Annotated in this window: 23 protein-coding genes; 13 read left to right on the top strand and 10 right to left on the bottom strand. The window is 73.4% G+C overall.

All coding sequences use genetic code 11. The features are described from left to right. Window positions 1-82 precede the first annotated feature (82 nt). The 3 genes from hmgA to OG393_RS26535 all read left to right on the top strand — a co-directional run bounded on the left by hmgA (window position 83) and on the right by OG393_RS26535 (window position 3,547). Entirely contained in the window at window positions 83-1,405 is a 1,323-nt protein-coding gene (gene hmgA, locus OG393_RS26545) for a homogentisate 1,2-dioxygenase (RefSeq protein WP_327377217.1), read from the top strand. Window positions 1,406-1,429: 24 nt separating this feature from the next. After that, window positions 1,430-2,182 (top strand): GntR family transcriptional regulator, encoded by a 753-nt coding sequence (locus OG393_RS26540; RefSeq protein WP_327377216.1) that lies wholly within the window; start codon window positions 1,430-1,432, stop codon window positions 2,180-2,182. Between the two features lie 126 nt (window positions 2,183-2,308). Further along, window positions 2,309-3,547 carry a type ISP restriction/modification enzyme gene (locus OG393_RS26535; RefSeq protein WP_327377215.1) on the top strand — a complete coding sequence of 413 codons (1,239 nt, stop codon included), beginning with the start codon at window positions 2,309-2,311 and terminating at the stop codon, window positions 3,545-3,547. 87 nt (window positions 3,548-3,634) lie between these two features. Here OG393_RS26535 and OG393_RS26530 read toward each other — a convergent pair whose 3' ends face one another. Beyond that, window positions 3,635-3,787 carry a hypothetical protein gene (locus OG393_RS26530; RefSeq protein WP_327377214.1) on the bottom strand — a complete coding sequence of 51 codons (153 nt, stop codon included), beginning with the start codon at window positions 3,785-3,787 and terminating at the stop codon, window positions 3,635-3,637. 437 nt (window positions 3,788-4,224) lie between these two features. Between OG393_RS26530 and OG393_RS26525 the strand changes: the two genes are divergently transcribed. Then, the gene (locus OG393_RS26525; RefSeq protein WP_327377213.1) at window positions 4,225-5,421 is read left to right on the top strand and encodes a CaiB/BaiF CoA transferase family protein; all 1,197 of its coding nucleotides are present in this window, start codon (window positions 4,225-4,227) and stop codon (window positions 5,419-5,421) included. Between the two features lie 192 nt (window positions 5,422-5,613). Here the strand turns inward: OG393_RS26525 and OG393_RS26520 are convergent, their stop codons facing one another. Beyond that, a complete protein-coding gene (locus OG393_RS26520) occupies window positions 5,614-5,877 on the bottom strand; it encodes a hypothetical protein (protein ID WP_327377212.1) in 264 nt (87 codons plus the stop codon). A 371-nt stretch (window positions 5,878-6,248) separates the two neighbouring features. Here OG393_RS26520 and OG393_RS26515 point away from each other — a divergent pair, with 371 nt between their 5' ends. Continuing rightward, window positions 6,249-7,394 carry a serine/threonine-protein kinase gene (locus OG393_RS26515; RefSeq protein WP_327377211.1) on the top strand — a complete coding sequence of 382 codons (1,146 nt, stop codon included), beginning with the start codon at window positions 6,249-6,251 and terminating at the stop codon, window positions 7,392-7,394. Between the two features lie 159 nt (window positions 7,395-7,553). Here OG393_RS26515 and OG393_RS26510 read toward each other — a convergent pair whose 3' ends face one another. Beyond that, window positions 7,554-8,363, bottom strand: a complete 810-nt coding sequence (locus OG393_RS26510; protein WP_327377210.1) for an SGNH/GDSL hydrolase family protein — start codon at window positions 8,361-8,363, stop codon at window positions 7,554-7,556. Between the two features lie 280 nt (window positions 8,364-8,643). On the opposite strand from OG393_RS26510, the gene OG393_RS26505 reads away from it, so the two are divergent. After that, complete coding sequence (locus tag OG393_RS26505) at window positions 8,644-9,771, top strand: DUF5925 domain-containing protein (RefSeq protein WP_327377209.1); 1,128 nt, start codon at window positions 8,644-8,646, stop codon at window positions 9,769-9,771. 99 nt (window positions 9,772-9,870) lie between these two features. Here OG393_RS26505 and OG393_RS26500 read toward each other — a convergent pair whose 3' ends face one another. After that, a complete protein-coding gene (locus OG393_RS26500; protein WP_327377208.1) occupies window positions 9,871-10,245 on the bottom strand; it encodes a GntR family transcriptional regulator in 375 nt (124 codons plus the stop codon). Window positions 10,246-10,317: 72 nt separating this feature from the next. Here OG393_RS26500 and OG393_RS26495 point away from each other — a divergent pair, with 72 nt between their 5' ends. The 4 genes from OG393_RS26495 to OG393_RS26480 all read left to right on the top strand — a co-directional run bounded on the left by OG393_RS26495 (window position 10,318) and on the right by OG393_RS26480 (window position 12,963). Beyond that, entirely contained in the window at window positions 10,318-11,241 is a 924-nt protein-coding gene (locus OG393_RS26495; RefSeq protein ID WP_327377207.1) for a GNAT family N-acetyltransferase, read from the top strand. Further along, window positions 11,222-11,704: a DUF402 domain-containing protein gene (locus OG393_RS26490; RefSeq protein ID WP_327377206.1), complete on the top strand. Its 483-nt coding sequence runs from the start codon at window positions 11,222-11,224 to the stop codon at window positions 11,702-11,704. The genes OG393_RS26495 and OG393_RS26490 overlap by 20 nt, the downstream gene beginning before the upstream one ends. 121 nt (window positions 11,705-11,825) lie before the next feature. Beyond that, window positions 11,826-12,410 (top strand): TetR/AcrR family transcriptional regulator, encoded by a 585-nt coding sequence (locus OG393_RS26485; RefSeq protein ID WP_327377205.1) that lies wholly within the window; start codon window positions 11,826-11,828, stop codon window positions 12,408-12,410. 61 nt (window positions 12,411-12,471) lie between these two features. Then, window positions 12,472-12,963, top strand: a complete 492-nt coding sequence (locus OG393_RS26480) for a nitroreductase family deazaflavin-dependent oxidoreductase (RefSeq protein ID WP_327377204.1) — start codon at window positions 12,472-12,474, stop codon at window positions 12,961-12,963. 103 nt (window positions 12,964-13,066) lie between these two features. Here the strand turns inward: OG393_RS26480 and OG393_RS26475 are convergent, their stop codons facing one another. Continuing rightward, on the bottom strand, window positions 13,067-13,492 hold the full coding sequence (locus OG393_RS26475; RefSeq protein ID WP_327377203.1) for a DUF6299 family protein: 426 nt from the start codon (window positions 13,490-13,492) through the stop codon (window positions 13,067-13,069). A gap of 385 nt (window positions 13,493-13,877) precedes the next feature. Here OG393_RS26475 and OG393_RS26470 point away from each other — a divergent pair, with 385 nt between their 5' ends. Continuing rightward, window positions 13,878-14,912, top strand: coding sequence for a lytic polysaccharide monooxygenase (locus OG393_RS26470; RefSeq protein ID WP_327377202.1), 1,035 nt, complete (start codon window positions 13,878-13,880; stop codon window positions 14,910-14,912). Here OG393_RS26470 and OG393_RS26465 read toward each other — a convergent pair. The 3 genes from OG393_RS26465 to OG393_RS26455 form a co-directional block, all read right to left on the bottom strand. Continuing rightward, a complete protein-coding gene (locus OG393_RS26465; protein WP_327377201.1) occupies window positions 14,909-15,769 on the bottom strand; it encodes an esterase/lipase family protein in 861 nt (286 codons plus the stop codon). The two genes, OG393_RS26470 and OG393_RS26465, sit on opposite strands and share 4 nt — an antisense overlap. Before the next feature lie 272 nt (window positions 15,770-16,041). After that, window positions 16,042-17,001: a DNA polymerase Y family protein gene (locus OG393_RS26460; protein ID WP_327377200.1), complete on the bottom strand. Its 960-nt coding sequence runs from the start codon at window positions 16,999-17,001 to the stop codon at window positions 16,042-16,044. Next, complete coding sequence (locus tag OG393_RS26455) at window positions 16,998-20,519, bottom strand: DNA polymerase III subunit alpha (protein ID WP_327377199.1); 3,522 nt, start codon at window positions 20,517-20,519, stop codon at window positions 16,998-17,000. Before OG393_RS26455 ends, OG393_RS26460 begins: the two co-directional genes overlap by 4 nt. Window positions 20,520-20,668: 149 nt before the next feature. On the opposite strand from OG393_RS26455, the gene OG393_RS26450 reads away from it, so the two are divergent. Further along, complete coding sequence (locus OG393_RS26450) at window positions 20,669-21,703, top strand: DUF3533 domain-containing protein (RefSeq protein ID WP_327377198.1); 1,035 nt, start codon at window positions 20,669-20,671, stop codon at window positions 21,701-21,703. Between the two features lie 234 nt (window positions 21,704-21,937). Here the strand turns inward: OG393_RS26450 and OG393_RS26445 are convergent, their stop codons facing one another. Together OG393_RS26445 and OG393_RS26440 are read right to left on the bottom strand one after the other, a co-directional pair. After that, window positions 21,938-22,849 (bottom strand): S1 family peptidase, encoded by a 912-nt coding sequence (locus OG393_RS26445; protein WP_327377197.1) that lies wholly within the window; start codon window positions 22,847-22,849, stop codon window positions 21,938-21,940. A gap of 594 nt (window positions 22,850-23,443) precedes the next feature. Further along, on the bottom strand, window positions 23,444-24,679 hold the full coding sequence (locus tag OG393_RS26440; protein WP_327377196.1) for a DUF5685 family protein: 1,236 nt from the start codon (window positions 24,677-24,679) through the stop codon (window positions 23,444-23,446). Between the two features lie 307 nt (window positions 24,680-24,986). Here OG393_RS26440 and OG393_RS26435 point away from each other — a divergent pair, with 307 nt between their 5' ends. After that, the gene (locus tag OG393_RS26435) at window positions 24,987-25,421 is read left to right on the top strand and encodes a cell division protein SepF (RefSeq protein WP_327377195.1); all 435 of its coding nucleotides are present in this window, start codon (window positions 24,987-24,989) and stop codon (window positions 25,419-25,421) included. Window positions 25,422-25,472: the final 51 nt, after the last annotated feature.

The raw sequence follows: 25,472 nt of genomic DNA, 5'->3' as shown, positions 1-25,472 counted from the left end.
CGGCACCCCGTTGACGTGAGCGGTCGCGGAATCCTACGGTCTTCCATAGGATTCCCTTGCGGGCTCAGGACAGGAGCGGGCGATGACCACGGAGACCACCGCGCAGGCGAGAAAGACGGCCGAGTCGCTGACGTACAGCACCGGTTTCGACAACGAGCACGGCTCGGAGGCGGTGCCGGGTGCGCTGCCGCACGGCCGCAACTCGCCGCAGCGCGCGCCCCTCGGCCTGTACGCCGAGCAACTGAGCGGCAGCGCGTTCACCGAGCCGCGTGCCCACAACCACCGCTCGTGGCTCTACCGGATCCGTCCGTCGGCGGCCCACCCGCCGTTCACCCGGATCGACAGCGGCGCCGTCCGCTCGGCGCCCTTCACGGAGGCCGTGGCGGACCCCAACCGGCTCCGGTGGAACCCGCTGCCCGCGCCCGCGCCCGGCACGGACTTCCTGGCCGGCCTGTGGACGCTGGGGGGCAACGGCGACGTGGCCCAGCGGAGCGGCATGGCCGTGCACCTCTACCACGCCGACACCTCCATGGACCGGGTCTTCAGCGACGCCGACGGCGAGCTGCTGATCGTCCCGGAGCGCGGTGGCCTCCTGCTGCGCACCGAGCTGGGCCTGCTCGCCGCCCACCCGGGTGAGGTCGCGCTGATCCCGCGGGGGGTCCGCTTCCGGGTCGAACTGCTGGACGAGACCGCCCGCGGCTACGTCTGCGAGAACTACGGGGCCCCCTTCCAGCTGCCCGACCTCGGCCCCATCGGCGCGAACGGCCTCGCCAACGCCCGTGACTTCCGCGCGCCCGTCGCCGCCTACGAGGACGTCGAGGGCCCTGTCGAGGTCGTCAACAAGTACTGCGGCAACCTCTGGTCGGCGACCTACGACCACTCGCCGCTCGATGTCGTGGCCTGGCACGGCAACCACACGCCGTACGTCTACGACCTGCGCCGTTTCAACGTCATCGGCACGATCTCCTACGACCACCCGGACCCCTCGATCTTCACGGTGCTGACCTCGCCGTCCGACACCCCCGGTCTCGCGGGCGTCGACTTCGTGGTGTTCGCCCCACGCTGGCTGGTGGGCGAGGACACCTTCCGGCCGCCGTACTTCCACCGCAACGTGATGAGCGAGTACATGGGCCTGATCGAGGGCGCGTACGACGCCAAGGCGGAGGGATTCGTGCCCGGCGGCGGCTCGCTGCACAACATGATGTCCGCGCACGGCCCCGACCGGGAGACCTTCGACCGGGCGAGCGCCGCCGAGCTGAAGCCGCAGAAGATCGACGACGGCCTGGCCTTCATGTTCGAGACCCGCTGGCCCGTCACGGCCACCGCCCAGGCAGCGGGCGCCGACCATCTGCAGAAGGGGTACGACGACGTGTGGCAGGGTCTTGAGCGCCACTTCCGGTCGTAGTAAAGCCGCCGTACGGAGAACGCCGTGACCGCCTTCGCCCCCGACTCGCTGGTCCTGAACCGCAAGCTGCCGCTCTGGTACCAGGTCTCGCAGTCCCTGCGCGCCTCGATACTCGGCCGCGCGCCCGACGCCTCGCTAAGGCTGCCCACCGAGGAACAGCTCGCCACGCACTACGGCGTCAGCGTGCTGACCATGCGCCAGGCCCTGAAGGAGCTGGAGGAGGAGGGCCTGATCAGCAGGCACCGGCGGCGCGGCACCTTCATCGAACCGGGCGCCCGGCGCTCCACCCCGCGCCGGCTGCTCGGCTCGATCGACGCGATCGTGGCCCAGCAGTCCGGCGAGCGGACGACGGTGCTCGGCCACGGTCCCGAGCCGGTACCGGGCGAACTGTCCGAGTACTTCCCGGACCTGCCGGAGGTGGTGGCCTACCGGCGGCTGCGCCGTGACGGCGAGAGCGGGGAGCCCACCAACTGGGCGGAGAACGCGGTGCGCCCGGAGCTCGCGGCGCGGGTCGACCCGGCGGACCTGGAGCGCTGGCCGATGACGAAGGTACTGCGGGACGTCGTCGGCGTCCGGATCAGCCGCATCACGGACACCGTCGAGGCCCGGCTCGCGGACCCGGAGACGGCGACCCTGCTCCAGGTGCCGCTGCTGTCGCCGATCCTGCACTACACGGGCGTGACCTACGACGAGGACGGCCGGGTGGTGGACGTGGCCCGCATCCGCTACCGCGGCGACCGCTTCTCCTTCACCGTGACGGTCGAGACGCGGCACTGACCATCACGGTGGACGCCGCGGCGCCGGACGGGCCTCGTCGGGGCCCCGCGCGGCCGACCCGGCGACGGTGCGGGGTACCCCGCCGGTCACGGCGACGGGGGCGAACCCGGAGGGCCCGGCACTACCATGCGGGACGTGACCGAAGACCCGCGGCTCGACGACATGCCGCTGCTCGACGAGCTCATGCCCTGGTCCGTGGCCCCGTTGCGGCTCGGGCGGTCCTGGATCGTGGCGCCCGACGTCCGCACGCTGCGGACCCGCTGGGACCGGCTGACGTCAGCGGGCGCGGAAGAGCGGGAGAGGCTGTTCCGACCCAGCCGGGCCCGTACGACGGCGAGTTCGGTGGCGGCGCTGCCCGGTCAGCGCACCGGGACCGGCCGGTTCGCCCGCGAGAGCGGACCGTGCCCCGCGCCCGTGCGGCTCGCCCACGGCCCCTTCGACGAGCAGTGGCTGCTCCCCGACCACCGGCTGATCGACGCCGCCCGGCCCGAGCTGTGGCGGGTCGCCGACGCGGCGCAGCTCTTCGTCGTCGAGCAGGGTTACGTGCCGGGCGCGGCCGGCCCCGCGCTGCTGGTGACGGGCGCCCTGCCCGACGGCCGGTCGCCGGCCGGACGCCCCGGCCGCATCCGTCCGTTGTTCCGGCGGCCCGGGGGACGGGAGCCCAATGTCGCGCCCGGTCTGCGGGCACTGCTGACCGAGTGGTACCGACAGCCCGTCTCCGCGGCCGACCTGCTGGCCTGGGTGGTGGCGTCGGCGCTCCCCTCCCCCACCGGATGCCGGGTGCCGCTGCCCCGCGACCCCGAGGTCTGGCGCTCCGGCATGGCACTCGGCCGGCGCCTCACCGATGTCCAGCTGCGTGGCGCGCACTCCGGCGAGAAGCCCCGGCTGCCGGGCGGGCGGCGCCCCTACGTGCGGGCTCCGCTCCCGGGCCGCCCCGGGGAGCTGTCGTACGACGTCGCCGGGGAGACGCTGATCGTGGCCGCGTCGCGCGATCCGGGCGGTGGAGGGAGCGGGCGGATCTCCCCCGTGCCCGCCGAGGTCTGGGACTTCCACGTCTCCGGGGCACGGATGCTGGAGCAGTGGTTCGCGCACCGCACGGCAGCCGCCGAGCCGGGCAGCCTGGAGGCGATCGGGCCTGCCGCCTGGCCCCAGGAGTGGACCTCCGAGCTGCTGGAGCTGATCACGATCCTCGCCCTGCTGGCCCGGAGCGAAGCGGAGCGCGGGGCACTCGCGCGCCGGCCGGGATGGTCCCGGACGGAGCTGCGGGCGGCCGGGATACTGCCGGTACCGGGCACGGCGCGGCGCCCCGCGTCCGTCCTCGACCACCACGAGGAGGGCCCGGAAGGACAGTTCGCGCTCCTTTGACGGCGGGCGTCGGACGGGGCGGGCCGTCCGACGCCCGGGTGCCGGTGCCGGTGCCGGTCCGGGTCCCGTCAGCCCCCGCGGGGCTGCCTACCGCCCGCCGAGCCGGAGTACGGCGCATGTGTACAGGCTCACGGACACCGTGAGTGACGGGAAGGCGAGCGTCGTGTGGGCGGCAAGGCCCAGATACGCCCTGGCCGGTCCGTGGCCGGCGAACGGCAGCAGCAGAAGCGTCAGAGCCACGCCGGACCCCCTGCGCGCACCCGTCACGCTGCGGGCCGCACCGGTCTCCTCCACGGACGTCCTCCCTCCCGACGGCGGGCTTCATGGTCTCTGCCCGGCGGTCCTCCCCGCACTGCCGGTGTCCGGCAGCAGTGTTCGGCCCGCGACGCCTCCGGCACGCGGACGAGGTCCGGTACGGCGCGTCGGCCTCGTCGTCCGGCGGGCGCGGACGGCCACCGCGCCGCGTGTTCCGGCGAGGTGCCCGGACGACTCGTCGAGAACGCCTCCCCCGCGGCGGGCCGCCGGTCGCACGGGCACACGGAGGCCGGACGACGGGGCCAGGGCACGCGGGCGGCGGAACGGGGGGCCGGGAAAGGCGCACCGCACGTTCCGCGGTGTCGTCCGGAGCGCGGTCCACAGGTGACAGACCCGGCACCCGCACGGTAGGCAGGTCTGTCATGAGCACTCAGCCACTTCCCCTGGAGGGGATCACGGTGGTCGCGGTCGAACAGGCCGTGGCCGCTCCCTTCGCCACGCGGCAGCTCGCCGATCTCGGCGCCCGGGTCGTCAAGATCGAGCGCCCGGACGGCGGTGACTTCGCCCGTGCCTACGACACGGCCGCCCGGGGCCTCGCCTCGCACTTCGTCTGGTGCAACCGGGGCAAGGAGTCGGTCGCGGTCGACCTCAAGGACCCGCGCGGTCTGGCGCTGGTCCGGCGACTGGTCGCGGACGCCGACGTGTTCGTACAGAACCTGGCGCAGGGTGCGGCGGCGCGGCTCGGTCTGGACGCGGCCACGCTCTGTGCGGCTCATCCGCGACTGGTCGCGGTCGACGTGTCGGGCTACGGACCGGGCGGGCCGTACGCGCGGAAGCGGGCCTACGACATGCTCGTGCAATGCGAGGCCGGGCTGGTGTCGGTGACCGGAACGGAGGAGCGGCCGGTCAAGTCGGGGATCCCGGCGGCCGACATCGCGGCGGGAATGTACACGTACACGGGCGTCCTCGCCGCGCTGGTGCGGCGCGGGACCACCGGGCGGGGCGGGCCGGTGGAGGTGTCGCTGCTCGACGCGCTGGCCGAATGGATGGGGCACCCCTTGCACTACTCGATGCACGGGGGCGAACCCCCGGCGCGCACGGGTCTGGCACACGCCGTCATCGCACCGTACGACGCCTATCCCACGGCGGACGGGAGTCGGGTGCTGCTCTCCGTGCAGAACGACCGTGAGTGGCGGCGGCTCGCCGAACGCGTCCTGGGGCGGCCCGAGCTCGCCGACCATCCGGAGTTCGCCACGAACACGGCCCGGGTGGCGGGCCGGGACCGGACGGACTCGGCGGTCGCGGAGGCGTTGGCGCCGCTGACCGCGACCGAGGCACTGGAACGGCTGGAGGCGGCGGGCATCGCCTGCGCGCGGCTGAACACGGTCACGGACCTGGCGGACCATCCGCAACTCGCGGCGCGTGATCGCTGGCGGGCGGTGGACTCGCCGGTGGGACCGCTGCGTTCACTGCTCCCCCCGGTGACGTTCCCGGACGGCCCGGACCCACGGATGGAACGCGTCCCGGCGCTGGGTGAGCACACGGCGAAGGTACTCGGGGAACTGGGCGTCACGGAGGCCGAGCTGCGGGAACTGCGGGAGCGGGGAGTGGTGGCCTGAGGGCGGGTCGGAGAGGAGCATCGGCCGGCCGGTCTCGGAGGGTCCATGGGGTGGGGTGCCCCCGAGCCCGTGGGCTGTGGGGGCGTCATGGACCGACGGGCGACCGGTACGCCCAACCGTCCGCCGGGCCGGAAGGTCGAGCGGTGCGGCGCCGGGCAGCGCGAGCCCGGCGGGGAGATCCGCGGGAGACCCCTAGCCGCGGCTGCCGAAGAGTGAGCGGCGCAGTCGGCGCAGCGGAGCGAAGAGCGAGACGCGCGCGCTCTTGCTACGACGGCTGTGCGTGCGGTCTCGGGCGGTCAGTTCACGCATGAGCAGGGTCGCCTCGGCCGCTTCGCGCTGCGGCACGGCAGGCCCGCCCAGCACCGCGAGATGACGGTCGAGGCGCGAACTGGTCGCACTGCTCCCGCATGTGATGGCAGGCACTCTCGGCCTGCCGCGCATCGTTATCTGTTCCATGTCACTCCCCACCCTGACGAGGGCACCCGGCCCGGGCAGGTTAACCCTATCGCCCCGCAGTGACACCCGTGTATCCCGCCTGCGCGATTCACCGCACCCGTACGGGGGTTGACGGTCACTCTCCGAATCCGTGCGATTCCAGGGCGAGTTGGACAGCGCGTGAACACCTGTCGAACCGTCACGAACCATCCTGCACACAAGCACGTCACGCACGATCACCTGACGGTGTGTGATCTCCACCACCAAGATCACCCGGGACGGGTCCGAACGCCTTCGAGCCACCGCGCCGGGGCCGGTCCGGTCACGTTCGAACCACCACTCACGGGGGCAGACATGTCCCACGGGACCCATCGGCGGACAGGGGACGCGCCATGACCGTGGTCGCAGGGCGGTACCGGCTTCTGGACGTCCTCGGCGAGGGCGGGACGGGGACCGTCTGGCGGGCCCGGGACGAGGCGCTCGGCCGTGAGGTCGCCGTGCGGGAGGTGCGGGCCCCGGCCGGACTCGCCGAGGCGGACCGCCGCCGTCTGTACGCGCGCGTGGAGCGGGACGCCTGGGCCGCCGCCCGGATCTCGCACCGCAACGTGGTGACGGTCCACGACGTGGCCGTCGAGGACGCCCGCCCGTGGATCGTGATGGAACTGGTCCGCGGCCTCACCCTCGCCGAGGTCCTGGACGCCGAGGGTCCGATGTCTCCACAGCGCGCCGCTCATGTCGGCACCGGGGTGCTCGCCGCGCTGCGCGCCGCTCACGAGGCCGGGGTACTGCACCGGGACGTGCGGCCAGGTAACGTCTTCATGGCCAACGACGGCCGCGTGGTGCTGACCGGCTTCGGTATCGCGTCGGAGGAGGGGAGCCCGCCCCCGGCGACGGCCGACGGGTTCGCCGGGTCCCTCGGATACCGCTCCCCCGAGCGGGTGTCGGGCCACGGTCCCGGCCCCGCCTCGGACCTGTGGTCGCTCGGCGTGCTGCTGTACACGGCGGTGGAGGGCCGCTCGCCGTTCCGGCGGGACACCGGGCAGGGCACCCTGCGGGCCGTGATGGACGAGGAGCCCGCGCCTCCCTCGGGCGCCGGAGCCCTGGCCCCGGTGATCGAAGACCTGCTGCGCAAGGACCCGGAGGAGCGCCTGCCGGCCGTCGAGGCCGAGCGGCGCCTGCACCTGGCGGAGGCCGGCGGCACGCCGCGTTCCGGGCCGGTGCGCGGGGGGCCGTCCGGCCCGGCCCGGTCCCCGGGCACCTCGGACGACGCGGTCGCCGGCACGGCGCCGCCGTCGGGTTTGGGAGATGACGCGGCGACCCGTGCGGTGCCGACGGACGGCGAAGGTCCTCAGCGGCGTGCGGTGCTGGTGCTCGCGGCCGGGATCGCCCTGCTGCTCCTGGCGCTGGGCGGGCTGGCGTACGCGCTGCTGCGGGAGCAAGGCTCCGGCAGCGGCGCGGGGACGGATCGTGGGGCCGGGTCCGGCGTGGCGGATGTCGTCACGGCATCGGCACGCGCGCCGCGCGCCTCGCACCCGTGAAGCACGCGCCCCGGGTCACCGCCCGCAAGGCGGCCACGGCCCCGGGGGGCGTGGGGATCGGGCTTCCGGGTGCCGGAGCGCCCGGGAGCCGGGAGACGTTCCCGGCGACGGCGGGCCGGCGACCTCGACGGAGGAGGCCACCGGCACGGGTGGGCCGGGTCAGACCGCGTTCCTGAAGGTCGGGAGGTAGCCGCCGGACTGACCGGAGGCCGTGGGGTGGTACGACTCACCGATGTTCAGCCAGTTGAGGCTGTGCAGCCAGGCGGAGCCGGAACAGATCTCGTGGCCGGTGAAGGCGGGGACGACACTCGCGAAGGTGTAGCCGTGGTCGGCCGCGCGCTTGGCGGTGGCCGCGTTGAGGTAGTCGGCGGCGTTGTTGATGGCGCTCCGTTCCTTCTCGCTCAGTCCGGCGATGCAACTGCCGCCCAGCTTGTAGAAGCGGGGGTAGCCGAGGACGACGACCCGGGCGGCCGGCGCCTTGGATCTGATCGCCGAGTACACGGAGTCGAGCTTTCCGGGCAGCGTGGTGTCGACGTAACTCTTGGCTTGATTGACACGGTTGATGCAGGTGGATTCGGACTGGAGGACACAGGTGGTCATGACGTCCGCGAAGCCGGCGTCGTTGCCGCCGATGCTGATCGAGACGAGGTCGGTGGCGGCCGAGAGGGGGCCGAGCTGGCTGCTCGTCACATCACCCGTTCGGGCGCCCGAGCAGGCGGTGAAGGCGAAGGAGGCGGGGGCGTTCGCGTTCGCCCAGAGGACCGGGAAGGCACGGGTGGAACGCTTGCAGCTACCACTGGCCCCGTCGTAACTCCCCGCCCCCACACCGGAGGAGTAGGAGTCGCCGAGGGCCACGTAGTCGAGCGCGGCGGTCTCGGCGGCCTGGGCGGCCCCCGTGCCGGCGGTGAGAGCGAGGACGGCGCCGAGCAGGAGCGAAGACGTGAACGCCGTGATTCGCGACAGTTTCATGAAACCTCCCTGTAGCAGGATCTCTGCGTTACTAGGTAGTAGCAGCGCACCGGCCACTCTGGAAGTGTCCATGCCAAGACGGTTACGTAAGCGCTCTGTGAAGGCCCGTCACACGCGTCCGGAAGGAGCCCCGTCGACCCCGACGAACCGTCACGTTCGGTAATGGAAAGCCCTGGACGGAGCATCGAGTTCGAGCCAGCGTCCCGCGCTGCCGTCACCCGCGGAACGACCCGCCCAAAACACCGTGCGCGGCATGCCCCGTTGCCGGATCATGGTCGCCATGTCTGCCACCTCGCCCGTACCGTCCGCGCCACCGGAGCCGTCGGAGCCGCAGCGGGCGCTGCCGATCCGGCTGAACGTCGATGACAGCGATTCACCCGCCGACGTCGTCGACGCGCTGTTCCTGGGCCGCTTCGCGACGGGCGAGCAACCGCACTCCCACAGCACCACCCTGGACCGGGTGAAACCGGCCGCGTCCCTGCTGCCGTCGGGCGCGACGGTGCTGCGCGCCGCCAAGGACGACGACCGCAGCGCCGTCCTGGCCGAGGGCGAGGGCTGGACGCTGCTCGTCTCCCGCTGGAGCCGGGGCGCCGACGTCACCGTCACCGCGACGGGTGCGGACCTCGCGGAGCGGGTCCTCAAGGAGGCCACGGACGGGGCGAAGGACGAACCGGAACCGCAGCCCGAGAACGTGACGATGGGCTTCTGGTACGTCTCCCCGCGGCGCGGACCGCACCGCACGACGCGTCAGATCAGCGCGGGCACCTGGGAGGAGATCCGCCCCAACTACACCGCGCCGGTGGCCGACGCGATGGACCGACTGATGAAGGTCACCCCGGACGACATCGCCGGACGCCTGCTGCTCCTCCACGGCCCGCCGGGAACGGGCAAGACCTCCGCCCTGCGCACGCTCGCCCGGTCCTGGCGGGACTGGTGCCAGGTGGACTGCGTCCTGGACCCGGAGCGGCTGTTCAACGACGTCGGCTATCTGATGGACATCGCGATCGGCGAGGACGAGGGCACGGCGAAGGGACGCTGGCGGCTGCTCCTTCTGGAGGACTGCGACGAACTGATCCGCGGCGAGGCCAAACACACGGCGGGCCAGGCGCTCTCCCGGCTGCTGAACCTGACGGACGGACTGCTCGGGCAGGGCCGCAACGTCCTCGTCGGTGTGACGACCAACGAGGACCTGGAGCGTCTGCACCCGGCGGTGGTCCGCCCCGGCCGGTGCCTGGCGCGGATCGAGGTGGGCGGCCTGACCCGCGAGGAAGCCGTGACATGGCTCGGCACAGAGGACGGCGTCGGCCGCGAGGGCGCGACGCTCGCGGAACTCTTCGCCCTACGCCGGGGCACTCCGGCGGCGGGCGTGCCGGGCTCGCGCGCGCCGGAGCCGGGCCTGTACCTCTAGACCGCGCACCCGTTCCCCGCGCTCGCCCGGCGTTGGCCCCTCCCCGGCAGGGGTCCTTCCCTCGGCGGTCCGCCCGGCCAGAGGCCACCCGACAGGCGCTCAGGCTCCGTACACCGCCCGCAGCGCGTCCTCGACCGCGGCCCGCGCCGCCTCCCGGCTCAGGCCCAGGCGCCGGGCCTCCGCCGCGTAACCGGCCGCCGCCGCCGCCGCACGGCGCTCCGCCTCGTCGCCCGCCGCGGCGACGAAGGTGCCGAGCCGACCGCGCGTCTCGATCACGCCGTCCGCCTCCAGCGCCTTGTATGCCTTGGCGACCGTGTTGGCCGCCAAGCCCAGGTCCTCCGCCAGGCCGCGCACCGTCGGCAGCTTGAAGCCGACGGGCAGCACCCCGGAGCGGGCCCGCTCCGAGATCTGGGCGCGGAGTTGTTCGTAGGGAGCGGTGGTGGAGTCGGTGTCCACGACGATACGCAAGGTCACAGCCCGATTCTGCCCCCGATCCCCGGAAAATGGGGAGGCACCCCCACCACATCCGCACGTACCTTCGGGCCCATGCCCCTCATCGTGCGGGATGTACGTCCCGAGGACGCCGAACGCTTCGCCCTGGTCCGGCGCGCCGCGCTTCCCTTCATGCTCTCCACCGCCCGGCAACTGGCCTTCGACTGGGCGCGGTCCCATCCCGACGGCCACGAACGCCCCTTGGTGGCCGAGACGACCGACGGCGAGCTCGTCGGGACGGCGCAGGTCCGGATCGCGCACGACGCGCCGGAGCCGCACGTCGGCTCCCTCAACGTCTATGTGCATCCGGGGCACCAGGGCCGCGGGGCCGGCGCACTGCTCGCCCGGACCGCCGAGGAGCACCTGGCGGAGAAGGGCGCCACGACGCTGTACAGCTGGGTCCTGGACGCCCCGGGAAACCGGGCGTTCGCCGAGCGGCGCGGCTACGTCTCCCGGCGTTCCGCCCACTTCCTCCGGCTCGACCTGACCGGCTCGTCGCTCCCGCCGCTCCAGGAGCCGCCCACCGGCGTGGAACTGCGTCCGGCGTCGGCGTACGCGGACGATCCGCGACCGCTGTTCGCCCTGGACGCGCTCACGACCGCGGACGAGCCGGGCGACGTGGGAGCCCTGCTCACGGACTACGAGCACTGGCTGGCGACCACCTGGAACCACCCGCTCTTCGACGCCGAGCTGACGACCGTCGCCGTCGTCGACGGCCGCCCCGCCGCCTTCAGCGCCGCCCAGACCGACGGGGCGGGCCGCTACAGCACCGGGATGACCGGCACCGATCCCGCCTTCCGGGGCCGCGGCCTCGCCAAGCTCGCCAAGAACCACTCCCTGCACCGCGCCCGCGCCGGCGGATGCACGGAGGCGTTCACTGGGAACGACACCGGCAACGAGCCGATGCTGGCGATCAACAAGTGGTTCGGCTACGAGGTCTGCGCGACGGAGGTCCGGTATGTCCGTTCGCTCGGTTGAGGTGGTACTGACGAAGGCGGGCCGGACGAAGATCCGCTACCCGGCGGACGTCGTCACCGACGACGGGGTCCGGCTGACGGTCCGCGCCCCATGGGCCGCGCGGGGCGTGCGGGACTTCGGGTTCGTGCGCTTCGAGCCGGGGGACGTCTTCGTCGAGCACTACTGGCGTGACCGCTGGTACGCGGTGAAGGAGGTGCGCTCCGGCGGCGGAGCGCTCAAGGGGTGGTACTGCGACATCACCCGGCCGGCCTCCGTCGCCGGCGGCAAGGTGGTGGTCGAGGACCTCGACCTCGATCTGTGGGTGTCGGCGGACGGCAGCGAGGTGCTGCGCCTGGACGAGGACGAGTTCACGGCGAGCGGTCTCGCCGCCGCCGACCCGGAGGCGGCGGCCCGCGCCGTCGTCGCCCTCGACGAGCTCGAGGTCCTGGGGCGTGAGGGGCTGATCGACCTGCTGGGGCACTGAGGCCGTCGGCCAGAGGCCGGCCGACGGAGGCGCGGCCCCGCTCCGTCGTTCGGCCTGGCCATCCGCAGAGCCGTCCGCAATAATGACTGACCAGTCAGTCATTATCGGGAGGGGTGGTGGGATGCCGAAGCGGGTGAACCGGGAGGCGCGGCGCGAGGAGATCCTGGCCGCCGCGGTGCGGGTCTTCGCCCGGCACGGCTACGCCGACAGCCGGATCGAGGACATCGCCCGGGAGGCGGGCATCGCCAAGGGCAGTGTCTACCTGTACTTCGGCAGCCGGGAGGAGTTGCTGCGGGCGGCGTACGACGGTCTCGCGGCCCGCTCCGAGGCCCTGCTGTCGGAGGTCGGACACCATCCGGGCGACGCCTCCGAGCGGCTGGCGTTCCTGGTGCGCTCGGTGGTGGAGCTGCTGGCCCGGGAACGGGACCTCGCCCTGGCACTGCTGGACGTCTGGTCCGCGGGGGCGCGGAAGCCGGCCTGGATCGACATGGCCGCCTTCTACCGCGACTACCGGGCGGTCCTCGCCGGACTGCTGGCGGCGCCCGAGGCACACGGCGCGGAAGCCTCCGTCACCCCGTCGGCGCACGCCGCGGTACTGGTGGGAGCCATCGAGGGATGCGTCCTGCAGTGGCTGTTCGACCCCACGGTCGACCTGGCCGCCCTCGCCGAACCGATCGTCACGCTGCTGGTCCCGCCACACCGCTGACGGCCACCCGCGCCCACACCACACCCGCAACCCGCCGAAGAACGGAGAGGGGAACCGCACCATGCTCAACCCGCTCAAGGGAGGACCGCCCACGAAGGGGCTCCGCCGCGCGGTACTGCGCGCGCCGATCACGCTCTACCGCCTGGGCCTGGGAGGACTGCTGGGGCAGCGCATGGTGCTGCTCACGCACACCGGCCGGGTGTCCGGCCGGCCCCGGCAGGTGGTGCTGGAGGTGGTCGCCCGGCTCCCCGAACCGGGCGCGTACCTCATCGCCTCGGGGTACGGAGAACGCTCGCAGTGGCTGCGCAACGTCCTCGCCACCCCCGAGGTGCGCTACCAGGTGGGCCGCCGCGCCTACCAGGGCACGGCCGTCCCGCTGCCCCCGGAGGAGTCGGGGCGCGCGCTCGCCGACTACGCCCGCCGCCACCCGAGGCTGGCCGAACGGCTGATGCGCTCCGTCGGCCACGCGCCGCGCACCCCGGCCGAGTTCGAGGCGCTCGGCGCCGACCGACGCGGGGGCGTGCCGCTCGTCGCGCTGCGCCGTTCGGACTGAGAGCCCGTCGGGCGGCCCTCCGAGAGCCTGTCGGGTGACCTTCGACCACCCGGTCAGAGGCCGCCCGACAGGCTCTGAGGCCGACCGGCCACCTGACATTCCGTCAACTGCTTCGGACCGGCGCGATGTGCGCCTCCCCGGTCGCGCGCAGACGGGGCAACGGGAGCCCCAGGGGACCGGGCCCGAGCTGCGTCAGGGCGGCCCGCGCCCGGGCACCCTCCTGGCGGACCGTTTCCTCGACGACTCCGGAGTGGAACCAGGCGCGCACCCTGCCGTCGCAGACGGCACGGGTGCCGCCGATGCCGGTGGACCGGTCCTGCCGGACGAGCGCGCTGCTCACGAAGACCGGTCCCGCGGCGTCGTCGACGCAGCGATAGGTGCCGGAGAGGGTGACCGCGCCGTCGGCGGACACGGTGCCCGTCGGGTCGACGGTGACTCCGTCGGCCGGGCCGGCGTGGGCCGCGGTCGTGGCGATCGCGGTGGCGGCGATCATCAGGGCTCCGAGGGCGAGGGGAAGGCGGTGACGCATAGGGGTGTCCTCCGGTGGGGGTGGTGTCGCCCGCCAGGGATACCGGATCACGGCGCTCGGACCCCGAAACCCACTCGAACGGGGGCGAGTTGAGGGTACGTCGGCAGTGCATACGATCGTACGGACGGTCCGCGCGCCGCTCGCCGGTCGCCGGTCTCGTATCCGGACCGCGCCCGCGACGCGGGATCACCTCGTCGCGCCCCCGTCTGAGGTGCCTCTTAGCAACGCCTTAAAGCGACCATAAGGATCGTCGTCTCCGGCCTACTGCGGGGATTTCCACCGTGCGCGGCGGCTAACTTGCTGAGCGCCGGGGGCGGACGGGTCCGCGCACCGGGCTCCCCCGCGCCCCTCGGATTCCGTTCCCCCCTCGAAGGAGTCGCCCGTCATGACCTCTCGCCGCCGCACGGCCGCCGTCGTCCTCGCTCTCGGCATCACGCCGCTCGTGCCGGTCGGGCTCGGCGCCGCTCCGGCCGCCGCGCACGGGTCGATGACCGATCCGGTGAGCCGGGTGTCGGCCTGCTACGCGGAGGGGCCGGAGAGCCCCAGGTCGGCGGCGTGCAAGGCGGCGGTGGCGGCGAGCGGTACCCAGGCCATCTACGACTGGAACGCGGTGAACATCGCCAACGCGGCCGGGAAGCACCGCGAGCTGATCCCGGACGGCAAGCTGTGCAGCGCCGGCAACGACAAGTACCGCGGGCTCGACCTCGCGCGCGGCGACTGGCCCGCCGTCGCCCTCGCCTCGGGCCGGCACACCTTCCGGTACAAGGGGACGGCGCCGCACCGGGGGTCCTTCGCGCTCTACGTCACCAGGGACGGCTACGACCCCACCAAGCCGCTGAAATGGTCGGACCTGGAGGAGAAGCCGTTCGTGACGGCGACCGACCCGCGGATGGAGAACGGTGACTACGTCTTCGACGGGACCGTGCCCGGCAAGTCCGGCCGGCACCTGATCTACTCGGTCTGGCAGCGCTCCGACTCCCCCGAGGCGTTCTACACGTGCTCCGACGTCGTCTTCGGCGAGGACGACGTCGACACGTCCGGAACCCCGGCACCGACGGCGTCCGCCCCGACCGACCAGCAGATCGAGGACGGCGCGGAGAAGTCGTCCGTCGAGCACGGCGGGCACGGTGACGCGGACGCCGCGACGGGCGCGAAGGCGACCGCCGCGGCACCGGCCGACGCGCCGGGCGAGGCCGGGGCGGAGGCCGGATCGGCCACCTCCGCCCCGGCTTCCGGGAGGTCCGCCGCGCCGAACGAACCCGCCGCCGCCGGTTCCGGCGAGCGTCTCGCCGAGACCGGGGGCGACGCCACGGCCCCGTACCTCGCGGCCGTGGGCGCCGCCGTCCTGGTGCTGGGCGCGGCCGTGCTCTTCGTCTCGGCCCGCCGCAGGTCGCTGCCGACGGGCCGCTACGACCGCTAACCGATCACGGACAGACAGGTGGTCGGGGTCGCGTGGGCCGGGTCGAGGGCGTTGGTCACCTCGTGGAACGTCACCCGGTCCACCGTCCCGATCGTCACGTGTTCGGAGAGGTCCAGAGCGCACTTGTCCTGGATGACGACGTTGGTGACGTTCGCCCCGGAGAGGAAACCGGAGCGGTACGGGGTGACGACCTCGTCGTACTTGGTCGTGATGACCGTGTACCGGACGCCCGGCACGGTGTCCCCGCCGGCGTTGAGCTTGGTGATGAAGGGCGAGCCCGCCACCTGGTCCGCCAGGCCCGGGACCTTGGCGTCGAGCAGGTCCTGGGCTCCGGGGAAGTACGGCAGCAGCCTGGTCAGACCGAGCAGCGTGGTGCCGTGGTTGTCGGGGGCGATGCCGACGAGCGCGTTGACCTTCTCGGCGCCGCCGAGGAACTTCAGGTAGTAGCGCGGCATCATGCCGCCCTGCGAGTGGCCGACGAGGTCGGCCTCGGCGGCGCCGGTGGCGGCGAGCACCCGGTCCACGTACGCGTCGAGCTGCTCGGCCGACTTGTCGATCGGGCCGAGCCCGTGGAAGAAGGGCACGCCGGGCAGCTGGCCGTAGTCGAGCGAGAAGACGCAGTACCCGCGGTTGACCAGGTACGGCGCGAGGGCCAGCCAGTTGTCGACGGAGTTGCCGAAGGTCCCGTGGACGAGGACGACGGGGCGGGGGTGGGCGGCCGAGGGCTTGCAGGAGTAGTCGTTCCAGCCCCGGCTGGGGGCGGTCGCGGCCTGGGCCGAGGCGGTGGGGGCGATGAGGGCGGCGGCGGTCAGCAGCAGGACGGACAAGGCTCTGAGCGCGTGCTTCCAGGGCAGCATCGTGCGATCTCCTTGCGGCTCAAGGGGAAATGGTGGATGCGTGGAGCCCTGCGGTCCGGACCACAAGTGGGGATGCTCTGCTCCCACCAAGCTACGGACGAGTAGCCTTCACTGGGAAGTTACGCGTCGGTAAAAACTGACCTGTCGTCAAGAAGAGTGAACAGGACACCCGGGACCGCCGCCGGTGCGCGCCCCCCGGGCCGCCGCCGCACCGGACCACCAGGCCCGAGGGCCGCTCAGAACCTGCCGGGTGGCCTTCGACCGACAGGCTCTCAGGCCGCCAGCGATCCCGGCAGGACCGCGTTCGGCCCGAACCTCGCCCGCGCCCGGTCCGCCACTTCCTCGATCCGCCGGGCCTTCTCGTCGGCCGGGTCGAAGGTGAGCTGCCGAGCCGTCCCCTCCGCCGGGCCCAGCCCTTCCGCCCGCAGCGCGATCCCCCGCACCCGCGCCCGCTGGAGCCCGAACGACGCGTGGACCGCGTAGGCGAGTGAGGCGAGCGCCACCGAGTGCGCGGTCGGCTCGGGAAGCGTCCGGGTACGGCTGGTGACGGACCGGTCCGCATAGCGCACGGTGACCGTCAGGGAACGGCAGACCCGCTCCTCCGTCCGCATTCCGGCGCCCAGCTCCGCGGCGAGCGAGAGCAGCGCCTTGCGGTGGACGTCCTGGTCCAGTTCGTCGTTCGGGAAGGACCGTTCGGCCGCCATCGAGCGGGAGGCCGCGTTCGGGACGACGGGCGTGCGGTCGATGCCCCGCGCCCGCTCCGCCAGTTCGCGTCCGGTCCGCGCGCCGACCAGCCGCTGGAGCACGGCGAGCGGCGCGTCCGCGACCCGGCCGACGGAGTCCAGGCCGTACCCGCGGAGCGTGCGGGCCAGGGCGCGCCCGACCCCGTCGAGCGCGCCGACCGGACGGTCCCGCAGGAAGGCGGCCGGGTCCTCGACGACGGGGGTGCTGCCGGGTCGGGCGTCGCGGGCCGCCATCCGGGCCAGCATCGGGTTCGGACCGGCCCCGATGACGCAGTCGACGCCGTACAGGGCGAGCGCCCTGACCCGTACCACCGAGGCCAGTTCCACCGGGCTCCAGCCGAAGTAGCGCGGCGCGCCGCGCACGTCGGCGAACAGGGTGTCGGGCGGCGCGGCCTCGACGACCGGGGTGAACTCGCCCAGCAGCGCGACCAGCCGGGGGAGCAGTGCCTGGCGGTCCGGCTCGACCCGGAACCGTACACAGAGGATCATCCCGCGCTCCCCGGACTCTGGTGCCACAGCTTCCTCTGCTTCTTCGCCGGGGCGCGCACACCCTCGCCGGCCGGCTTCAGGTCCGCCCAGGGGTTCATCGCGTACCCGGTCTCCATGGTGATCCGGCGGCCGTTGTCACCGGGGCCGGCGGAGGCGGGCGCGGGCTCCGCGAGCCGCGCGCCCACCGCCTCCAGACCGCCGGTCGCGCGCAGTTCCGCCAGCTCGGCGAGGTTCCAGGCCGCCGCTCCGACCACGCTGAGGCTGCGGGGGCCGCGTCGCTGCACCACGCCCCGGACGAGCAGCAGCCAGGAGTGGAAGACGGTGTGCGCGCAGGCCACGTGGGCGTCGTCGAAGAAGGCGAGGTCGACCAGACCCGTGCCGTCGTCGAGCGTGCTGAAGATGACCCGCCTGCCGGAGCGGACCGGCGGGGTCTGGGTGGCCGCCTTGGCTCCCGCAACGAGCACGGTGGCACCGTGCGGGACCTCGCGCAGCCGCTTGGCGGAGACGACGCCGAGTTCGCGCAGGAAGGCGTCGTGGTCACCCATGAGATGGCGCGAGGCGTCCATGCCGAGCACGCCCAGTTCGGCGCTGAGACGCTCGGACTCGTCGAGGTCGGGCAGGCCGACGGGCGCGGTCTTCCGGCCTTGGGCGAGCGGGAGCTGCCCACCGTAGGAGGCGGCTCCGCGCTGGGTACGGTGGAGTTCGGCCAGATGGAGCAGCAGGTCCCGGCGGTTGGCGCCGAAGGCGTCCAGCGCGCCCACCTGAGCCAGCCGTTCGGCGACCGGCTTGCGCGGCCGGGACCGCTCCCAGAAGTCGAGCAGCGAGGCGTAGGGCTGTCCCGCCTCGATCCGCGCGCTCTCCGCCTCACTGATGCCGTGGACGTCGGCGAGTGCGAGCCGCACGCCCCACACCTCAGGAGAATCAGACACCAGTTCGATCCGATGGGTGGCGGCGGACCGGTTCACGTCCAGCGGCAGCACCGGCACCCCCCGTCGCCGCGCGTCCGCGAGCAGCAGCCGCTTCGGATACATCCCCGGATCGTGGGTGAGCAGCCCGGCGTAGAAGGCGGCGGGGTGGTGCGCCTTGAGCCAGGCGGACTGGTACGTCGGCACGGCGAAGGCCACCGCGTGCGCCTTACAGAAGCCGTACGAGCCGAATGCCTCCACGATCTCCCAGGTACGGGCGACGACGGCGTCGTCGTATCCCCGCAGAGAGGCCCGCCCGGCGAACCAGAGCCTGATCCGGCCCTGTGACTCGCGATGTGAGAGCCCGCGCCGCACCTGGTCGGCCTCGCCCCGGCCGCAGCCGGTCATGATCCGCACGATCTCGATGATCTGCTCGTGGAAGACGACGACGCCGTACGTCTCCCTCAGCGCCTCCTCCAGATCCGGGTGGGGGTAGCGGACGGGCGCGCGGCCGTGGCGGGCCTCGATGAAGGGGCGGACCATGTCGGCGGCGACCGGGCCGGGCCGGAAGAGCGAGATGTCCACGACGAGGTCGTGGAAGGTGGCGGGCTGGAGCCGGCCGACCAGGTCGCGCTGCCCCGGCGACTCGATCTGGAAGCAGCCGAGGGTCTCGGTGGACTGGACGAGCCGGTACGTGGCCGGATCGCCCGGCGGCACCTGCTCCGGGTCGTCGAGGTCGACCCGGGCACCCGTCGCCCGCTCGACCTCCGCGACGGCGTGCGCCATCGCGGACTGCATCCGCACCCCGAGCACGTCGAGCTTGAGCAGTCCGAGGTCCTCCACGTCCTCCTTGTCGAACAGCGACATGGGGAACCCCTCTCCACTGGTGGGCACCACGGGTGTGCGGGTGAGCAGCGAGGCGTCCGAGAGCAGCACCCCGCAGGGATGCATGGCGATGCCGCGCGGCAGGGCGTCGAGGGCCTCGACCAATTCCCAGAGCCTGCCGTACCGCTCCTTCTCCCCGGCGAGTTCGCGCAGTTCCGGGAGTTCGTCGAGGGCGGCGAGAGCGTCCCGGGCCCGGATGTGCGGGAACGCCTTGGCGAGCCGGTCGATCTCGGCCGGGTCCATGGACAGGGCGGCGCCCACGTCCCGCAGGGCGTGGCGCACCCGGTAGGTCTCGGGCATGGCGACGGTGGCGACGCGTTCGGCGCCGAAGCGGCCGATGATCGCGCGGTAGACCTCCAGCCGGCGGGCGGACTCGACGTCGATGTCGATGTCGGGCAGGGCGACGCGGTTCTTGGAGAGGAAGCGCTCCATCAGCAGCCCGTGCTCGACCGGATCGGCATGGGCGATGCCGAGGAGGTGGTTGACGAGCGACCCCGCCCCGGAGCCGCGGGCGGCGACCCGGATACCCATCCGCCGTACGTCGTCGACGACCTGGGCGACCGTCAGGAAGTAGGTGGCGAAGCCGTGGTGGGCGATGATGTCGAGCTCGTGGTGCACGCGGTCCCAGTAGACCCGGCGGTCGCGGCCGCGGTCGTAGCCGCGCAGCACCATGCCCGCGGCGGCCCGGGAGGCGAGGACGCGCTGGGCGGTGCGGTGCCCGGCGCCCACGAGGCGGGGTTCGGGGAAGTGGGCGGAGCCCAGGCCGAGGTCGTCCTGGGGGTCGAGCAGGCACTCCTCGGCGACCGCTCGGGTCTGTTCGAGCAGCCGGTGCGCGGCGTTCCGGCGGAAGCCCGCGGCCTCCACGATCCGCTCGGCGGCGGCCCGCATGTCATCCGCGCCCTTGAGCCAGGACCGGCCGCCGTCGAGTTCCTTGCGGGGGTCGATCGGCACGAGGCGACGGGCGGAGTCGAGGACGTCGGCGACCGGGCCCTGGCCGGGGTCTGCGTAGCGGACGGCGTTGCCGAGGACCGGACGGACCCCCTGTTCGGCGGCGAATCCGACGGTACGGGCGGCGAGCCGCAGCGAGCCGGGGCCGGCGCCGTCGCGGCCGTGGTGGACGGCCTCCAGGCGCAGCGCGTCGCCGTAGCGCTCGCGCCAGGGGGCGAGCAGGCGGGCGGCCCGGTCGGGGCGGCCCGCGGCGAGGGCGCGGCCGACATCAGACTCGGGACCGAGGAGGACGAACAGGCCCTCGCCGTGGTTGGCGTCCCAGGGCAGCAGGGGCCGGCCGCCGGCGGCGTGGGCGGCGGTGATCGTCCGGCAGAGAGCGGCCCAGCCCGCCCGGGAACGGGCGAGCAGGACGGCCCGGGTCGCGGACTCGTCCACGAAGGCCCCGCCGCGCACGGGCACTCGTCGCGCCGAGGTCCGCGTCTCCCCCACCCCGGGCCACCCGCCGCTTCCGGACGTCGCGGCCGGGCCGCGCCCGCGGGCAGGAGGGGAGGACGGCCGCGCGGGCGGCGCGACCGCGAGGTCGACGCCGAACAGGGGACGGACGCCCGCCTTCTCGCACGCCTTCGCGAAGCGCACCACGCCCGCGACCGTGTCCCGGTCCGTGAGGGCGAGGGCGTCCATGCCGCGCTCCGCGGCGCGCTCGGCCAGCCGCTCGGGGTGCGAGGCGCCGTAGCGCAGGGAGAAACCCGACGCGGTATGCAGATGCGTGAATCCCGGCATGCGCACCTCCCGCATCGATTCGTACGTATGTTCCCACCCCCTCCCCTTCACCCTAACTCATATCGAACGAACGTACGATACTGCGCGCGGGTCAGCCATACGGACCCATCCCACCTGCGCGGACGCCCCCGGCCCCGGAGCGTGAGGGCATGACCTTCGCCGATGAGCTGAAGAGCGCCGTCACCCCTCGAGCCGCCCTGCTCGTCGTCGGCGTCCTCGCCCTCCAGCTGCTCTTCATCACCTCGTACGTCGGGGCGCTGCACCATCCGCAGCCCCGGGACGTCCCTTTCGGCGTGGTCGCACCGCAGCAGGTCTCCGCCCAGCTCGTCGGACGGCTGGAGAGGCTTCCCGGCGAGCCGCTGGCCCCCCGGACGGTCACCGACGAGGCCGCGGCCCGCGAGCAGATCCTGAACCGGGACATCGACGGCGCCCTGCTGGTGGACCCGGCCGGGACCACCGACACCCTGCTCGTCGCCTCCGGCGGCGGCACGGTGCTGTCCTCCACCCTGCAAGGGCTCTTCACCCGGATCGAGGCCGCCGACGGCCGCACGGTCAGGACCGTGGACGTCGCCCCCGCCTCGGCCGAGGACTTCGACGGCCTCTCGGCGTTCTACCTGGTGGTCGGCTGGTGCGTCGGCGGCTACATCTGCGCCGCGATCCTGGCCATCAGCGCGGGCTCCCGGCCCGCCGACATGCCCCGGGCGTTCATCCGGCTCGCCACGCTCGCGGTCTACTCCGCCCTCGGCGGACTGGGTGGTGCCGTCATCGTCGGCCCGGTCCTCGGCGCCCTGCCGGGCAGCGTCGTGGCCCTGTGGGGCCTGGGCACCCTGGTCGTCTTCGCGGTCGGCGCGGCGACCCTGGCCCTCCAGTCGGTCTTCGGCATCGTGGGAATCGGCCTGGCGATCCTGCTGATCGTGGTCGCGGGCAACCCGAGCGCGGGCGGCGCCTTCCCGCTGCCGATGCTTCCCCCCTTCTGGAACGCGATCGGCCCGGCCCTGCCACCGGGCGCGGGCACCTGGGTGGCCCGTTCCCTCGCGTACTTCGAGGGCAACAGTGTCACCGGCCCGCTCCTGGTCCTGTCCGCCTGGGCCGTCGCCGGGACCGCGATCACACTCGTGACGACGTCCCTGAAGCGGAACCCCGCGGCGGAGCCGCTCGCGGACGAGATGGGCGTGAAGCCGTAGGACGTCCCGGAGCGCGCCTCAGGGCGCCGACGAGACGGGGCGGGGGCCGGCGCCGGTGCGGGCGAAGAGGGCGGGAGGCAGCGGCCGGCCCGGGCTCCGTCCGTCGGCTGCGCCGGCCGCCGGCGCGGCCCTCCCCGTCACGCGGCGGTCCCCCGGCCGCGTCCGGCCGGGGGACCTGGTTCGTCTCACGGTGTCATGGCGCGCACCGGAGGAAAGCCCTCCGGCCAGGGTCGCTCAGTAGACGTTCACCCCGTACGCGCTCAGCGCCTCGGTGACGGGCTGGAAGAAGGTGGTGCCGCCCGAGGAGCAGTTGCCGCTGCCGCCGGAGGTGAGACCGATGGCGCGGCTGCCGGAGTAGAGCGGACCGCCGGAGTCGCCGCCCTCGGCACAGACGTTGGTGCGGATCATGCCGTAGACGACGTCGCCGCCGCCGTAGTTGACCGTGGCGTTGAGGCCGGTCACCGAGCCGCTGTGGGTGCCGGTGGTGGAACCGCGCCGGGTCACGGACATGCCGACGGTGGCGTTGGCGGCGCTGGTGATGTCCACGTTGCCCACCGCGCCCGGCTTGGAGACGGAGCTGTTGGTGTAGCGGACGATGCCGTAGTCGTTGTACGGGAAGCTGGATCCCGCCGTGGAACCGAGCACGTTCGTCCGGGCGGAGTTGGAGTACCAGGTGCCCGCGCCGTCGGTGCAGTGGCCGGCGGTGAGGAAGTAGTAGTTGCCCGCGCTGTCACGGACGTTGAAGCCGAGGGAACAACGCCAGCCGCTGGCGTAGACGGCGTCACCGCCGGAGATCAGCTTGGTGAACCGGCCCGGCGTGCGTTCGACGCGTATCGCCCCGGCGTTGGCTCCGGCTCGCTGCTTGATCTCGGCTATCTCGGCCTTCGACACGGTGGAGTCCACGGTGACGACCAGCTTGTCCGTCGCCGGGTCGACGTGCCAGGCCGTTCCGGCCACGTCGGCGCTCAGCACGGCGTCACCCACGGCGGACAGCTGTGACGCACTGAAGGTCTGGGCGGTGTCGGCGTTCGCGGTGGGGACGGCGAGCGCCGCGGCGGCGACGAGACCGGTGGTGACGGCGGCGAGGCGGAGCCGTCTCGTGACACGGCCGTGGGGGGTGGTGGGGATGGTGCGCTTGATCCTCACTTCGCGTTCCTCCAGGGGGGAATCGAGGGCCCGCAGTGGGGTGTCGGGCCCGTGAGGCGCGGCCAGGGGCCGGCGCTGTGGGGGAGTCTCGGCCCGCCCCGGGCGGCCTCGCAAGGGCGCCTTTCGGCCGTACGAAGCTCAACTACCGCCGCACACAAGGGACTTCACGGGTGCATTCGGCGCACGGGCACGGACGGCGGTGTGCCGCCGGTACACGCCGGGTGGATACGGGGAACACCGCCGGACCGACCCGGAACCGACCTCCGCCGTGGGCCCGGGGAGGGCTTCGCGAGGAGGTCCGGGAGCGGCTCCGCCCAGAAGGTCGCGGACCGCCCACCGCCGTTGGCGGCGCGGCCCACCAGCATCGCCGTCCCGAGGTGACCCTGGACGCGTGGGCCGGGGCGTGGCCGACGGTGATCGGGCACGGCCGGTCAGGTCCTTCCCGTCGACGCCGGTCGTGTCCTGGGCCGCCGCGTGCCGGGGAGCACATCGTCGCCGTCCGCAGGCCACCGCCCGGGAACGGCCGGAATTCAACCCTCCGGGTAGCTGGAGAGCCAGTGGGTGCCGGTGAGGGACGGCCCGCCGGACGGACCGTCAGCAGCCGCAATCGCAGCCGCAGCAGTCACAGCCGTCGCAGCGACCCCCATCGCCGCACTGACAGCAGTCACAGCACTCGAAGCAGTCGCAGTAGTCGCACAGCCCCCGCCTGCGCCGCCGGCTCCAGGGGTCCTCGTAGGTGCCGCAGCACAGCCGGCAGGTGCAGGCCAGGCCCGCCCAGACCGCGCAGCCGGCGATCAGGCCCCGACGGCGGTTCGGCGGCTCGGGGGGCGGTGTTCCGTCCGGGCCCGTGGGACCATCGGGACCCGGCGCGTACGGGTGGCCGGGCACCGTCCCGGGCGCGGAGGGACCGGGCCGGCGCGCCAGGGGCCGAGGGGCGGCGTCCGCCGGCCGATGGGCGCAGGCGGTCGTGCCGAAGGCGCGGTCCACCGCGTTACGGAGCTCGTGCGCGAGCAGTACGTGTGTCAGCCGGCCGTCGGTGAACCCGGTCTCCCTCAGCGCCGTCCGTATGCCGCCCAGGGCGTCGTCCGCGAGGCGCCGGGCCTCCCGCGTCGAGGTACCCGTCCCGGTCAGCGGGTTCCACACACCCCTCGCCGCGTCCGCCTCCCGGTCCTCGACGGCGTCCAGGAGGTGTGCGAGCCGGCCGAAGAGCCGGCCGGCCTCGGTCAGCGGCGCGACGTTCCCGGGCCGGCCGGCCAGTACCGCGGTGTGCGCGAAGGCCGCGGCGGTGGCCGTCTCGGTCGGCTCGGTCACGACGAGCGGGGACGTACCGGGTCCGGCGCCCGCCTCGATCCCGGGCTGGCGGTCGACGGCGTCGACCAGGACGGCCGTGTCGAAGCCGACCGCCCGCCCGGAGCGCGCGCCCGCCTCGTTCCAGGACCGGGCGACCCGGCGCGCCGCCGCGGCGACCGGCCTGCGGGACAGCAGTCCGTCACGGTCGGCGACGTGGTCCCGCACCTTCGCCGAGGCGAGCACCAGAGAGACCGCCGCGGCGAGCCGCGCGCCCTCGCCCTGGGCGACCGGGGCGGTCCTCATCCCACGCAGGGGGCACGGGCCCGCGGTGCGGCGCCCGCCCGCGACCGTCCCGTCGCGAGTGCCGGTCTGAGCCTCCGTCAGTACCGAGACGACGAGACCGTCGTAGTTGGTGACCACCCGGGCGAACTGTCCGTGGTCGGCCCGCAGGGCCAGACACAGCCCGCACAGATGCGCCGTCCACTCCGCCCTGAGCCCCACACCGAGACGGTGCGTGCAGGGCCTGACGATTCCGAACAAGCGGTCCCCCGTGTGTCGCGCACGTGCGAGTGGGCATCGTATCCGTCGTGCCGTTCACCCGTACGCCCCCCTCGTCACCCTTATGGGCCGACTTTCATATGTTGAGTTGCGCGGCCCCTCCCGACCCTCCGTCAGGCCCGACATTGCGCAATATTCCTGACGATTCGCCAGAAAACGGGCCTCACGTTCTGCACCAGTCCCGTCACGAATCCCTCGCGCGCCGACTATCCACTTGGCGCGTAATCCGCATCATGGACGACGATAGGGATTGCGGAACCACAAGTGACCGCGCTGAAAGGAGGCGTCCATGGGATCGGTGCGCAAGGCGAGTGCATGGCTGGGACTCGTCGAGGACAACGACGAGCGTTACTACGACGACGAGTACGCCGAAGGTGCCGAGAACGGCGACGCCTGGGTGACGGACCCGCGGGTCCGGGTGGCGTCCGACACGGCACAGGAGCAGGGCCGCCGGATCGCGACCGTCTCCCCGGACGGCTTCCGGGACGCCCGGGGCATCGGCGAGCTCTTCCGGGCCGGCGTCCCGGTCATCGTGAACCTCACGGCCATGGAACCCTCCGACGCCAAGCGCGTGGTGGACTTCGCCGCCGGTCTCGCCTTCGGCCTGCGCGGATCGATCGAGCGGGTGGCGACGCGGGTCTTCCTGCTGACCCCGGCCGACACCCAGATCGTCACCGGGGACCACTCGGCCCGCGCGCAGGACGGTTTCTTCAACCAGAGCTGAGGGCGGGGCCGCTCGCCGGAAGGCCGTCCCCCCCGCCGACGGCCGACGGGT

Origin of the sequence: Streptomyces sp. NBC_01216, from assembly GCF_035994945.1 — a bacterium.
GTDB lineage: Bacteria > Actinomycetota > Actinomycetes > Streptomycetales > Streptomycetaceae > Streptomyces.
This window is presented reverse-complemented; position numbering and strand designations above follow the sequence as displayed.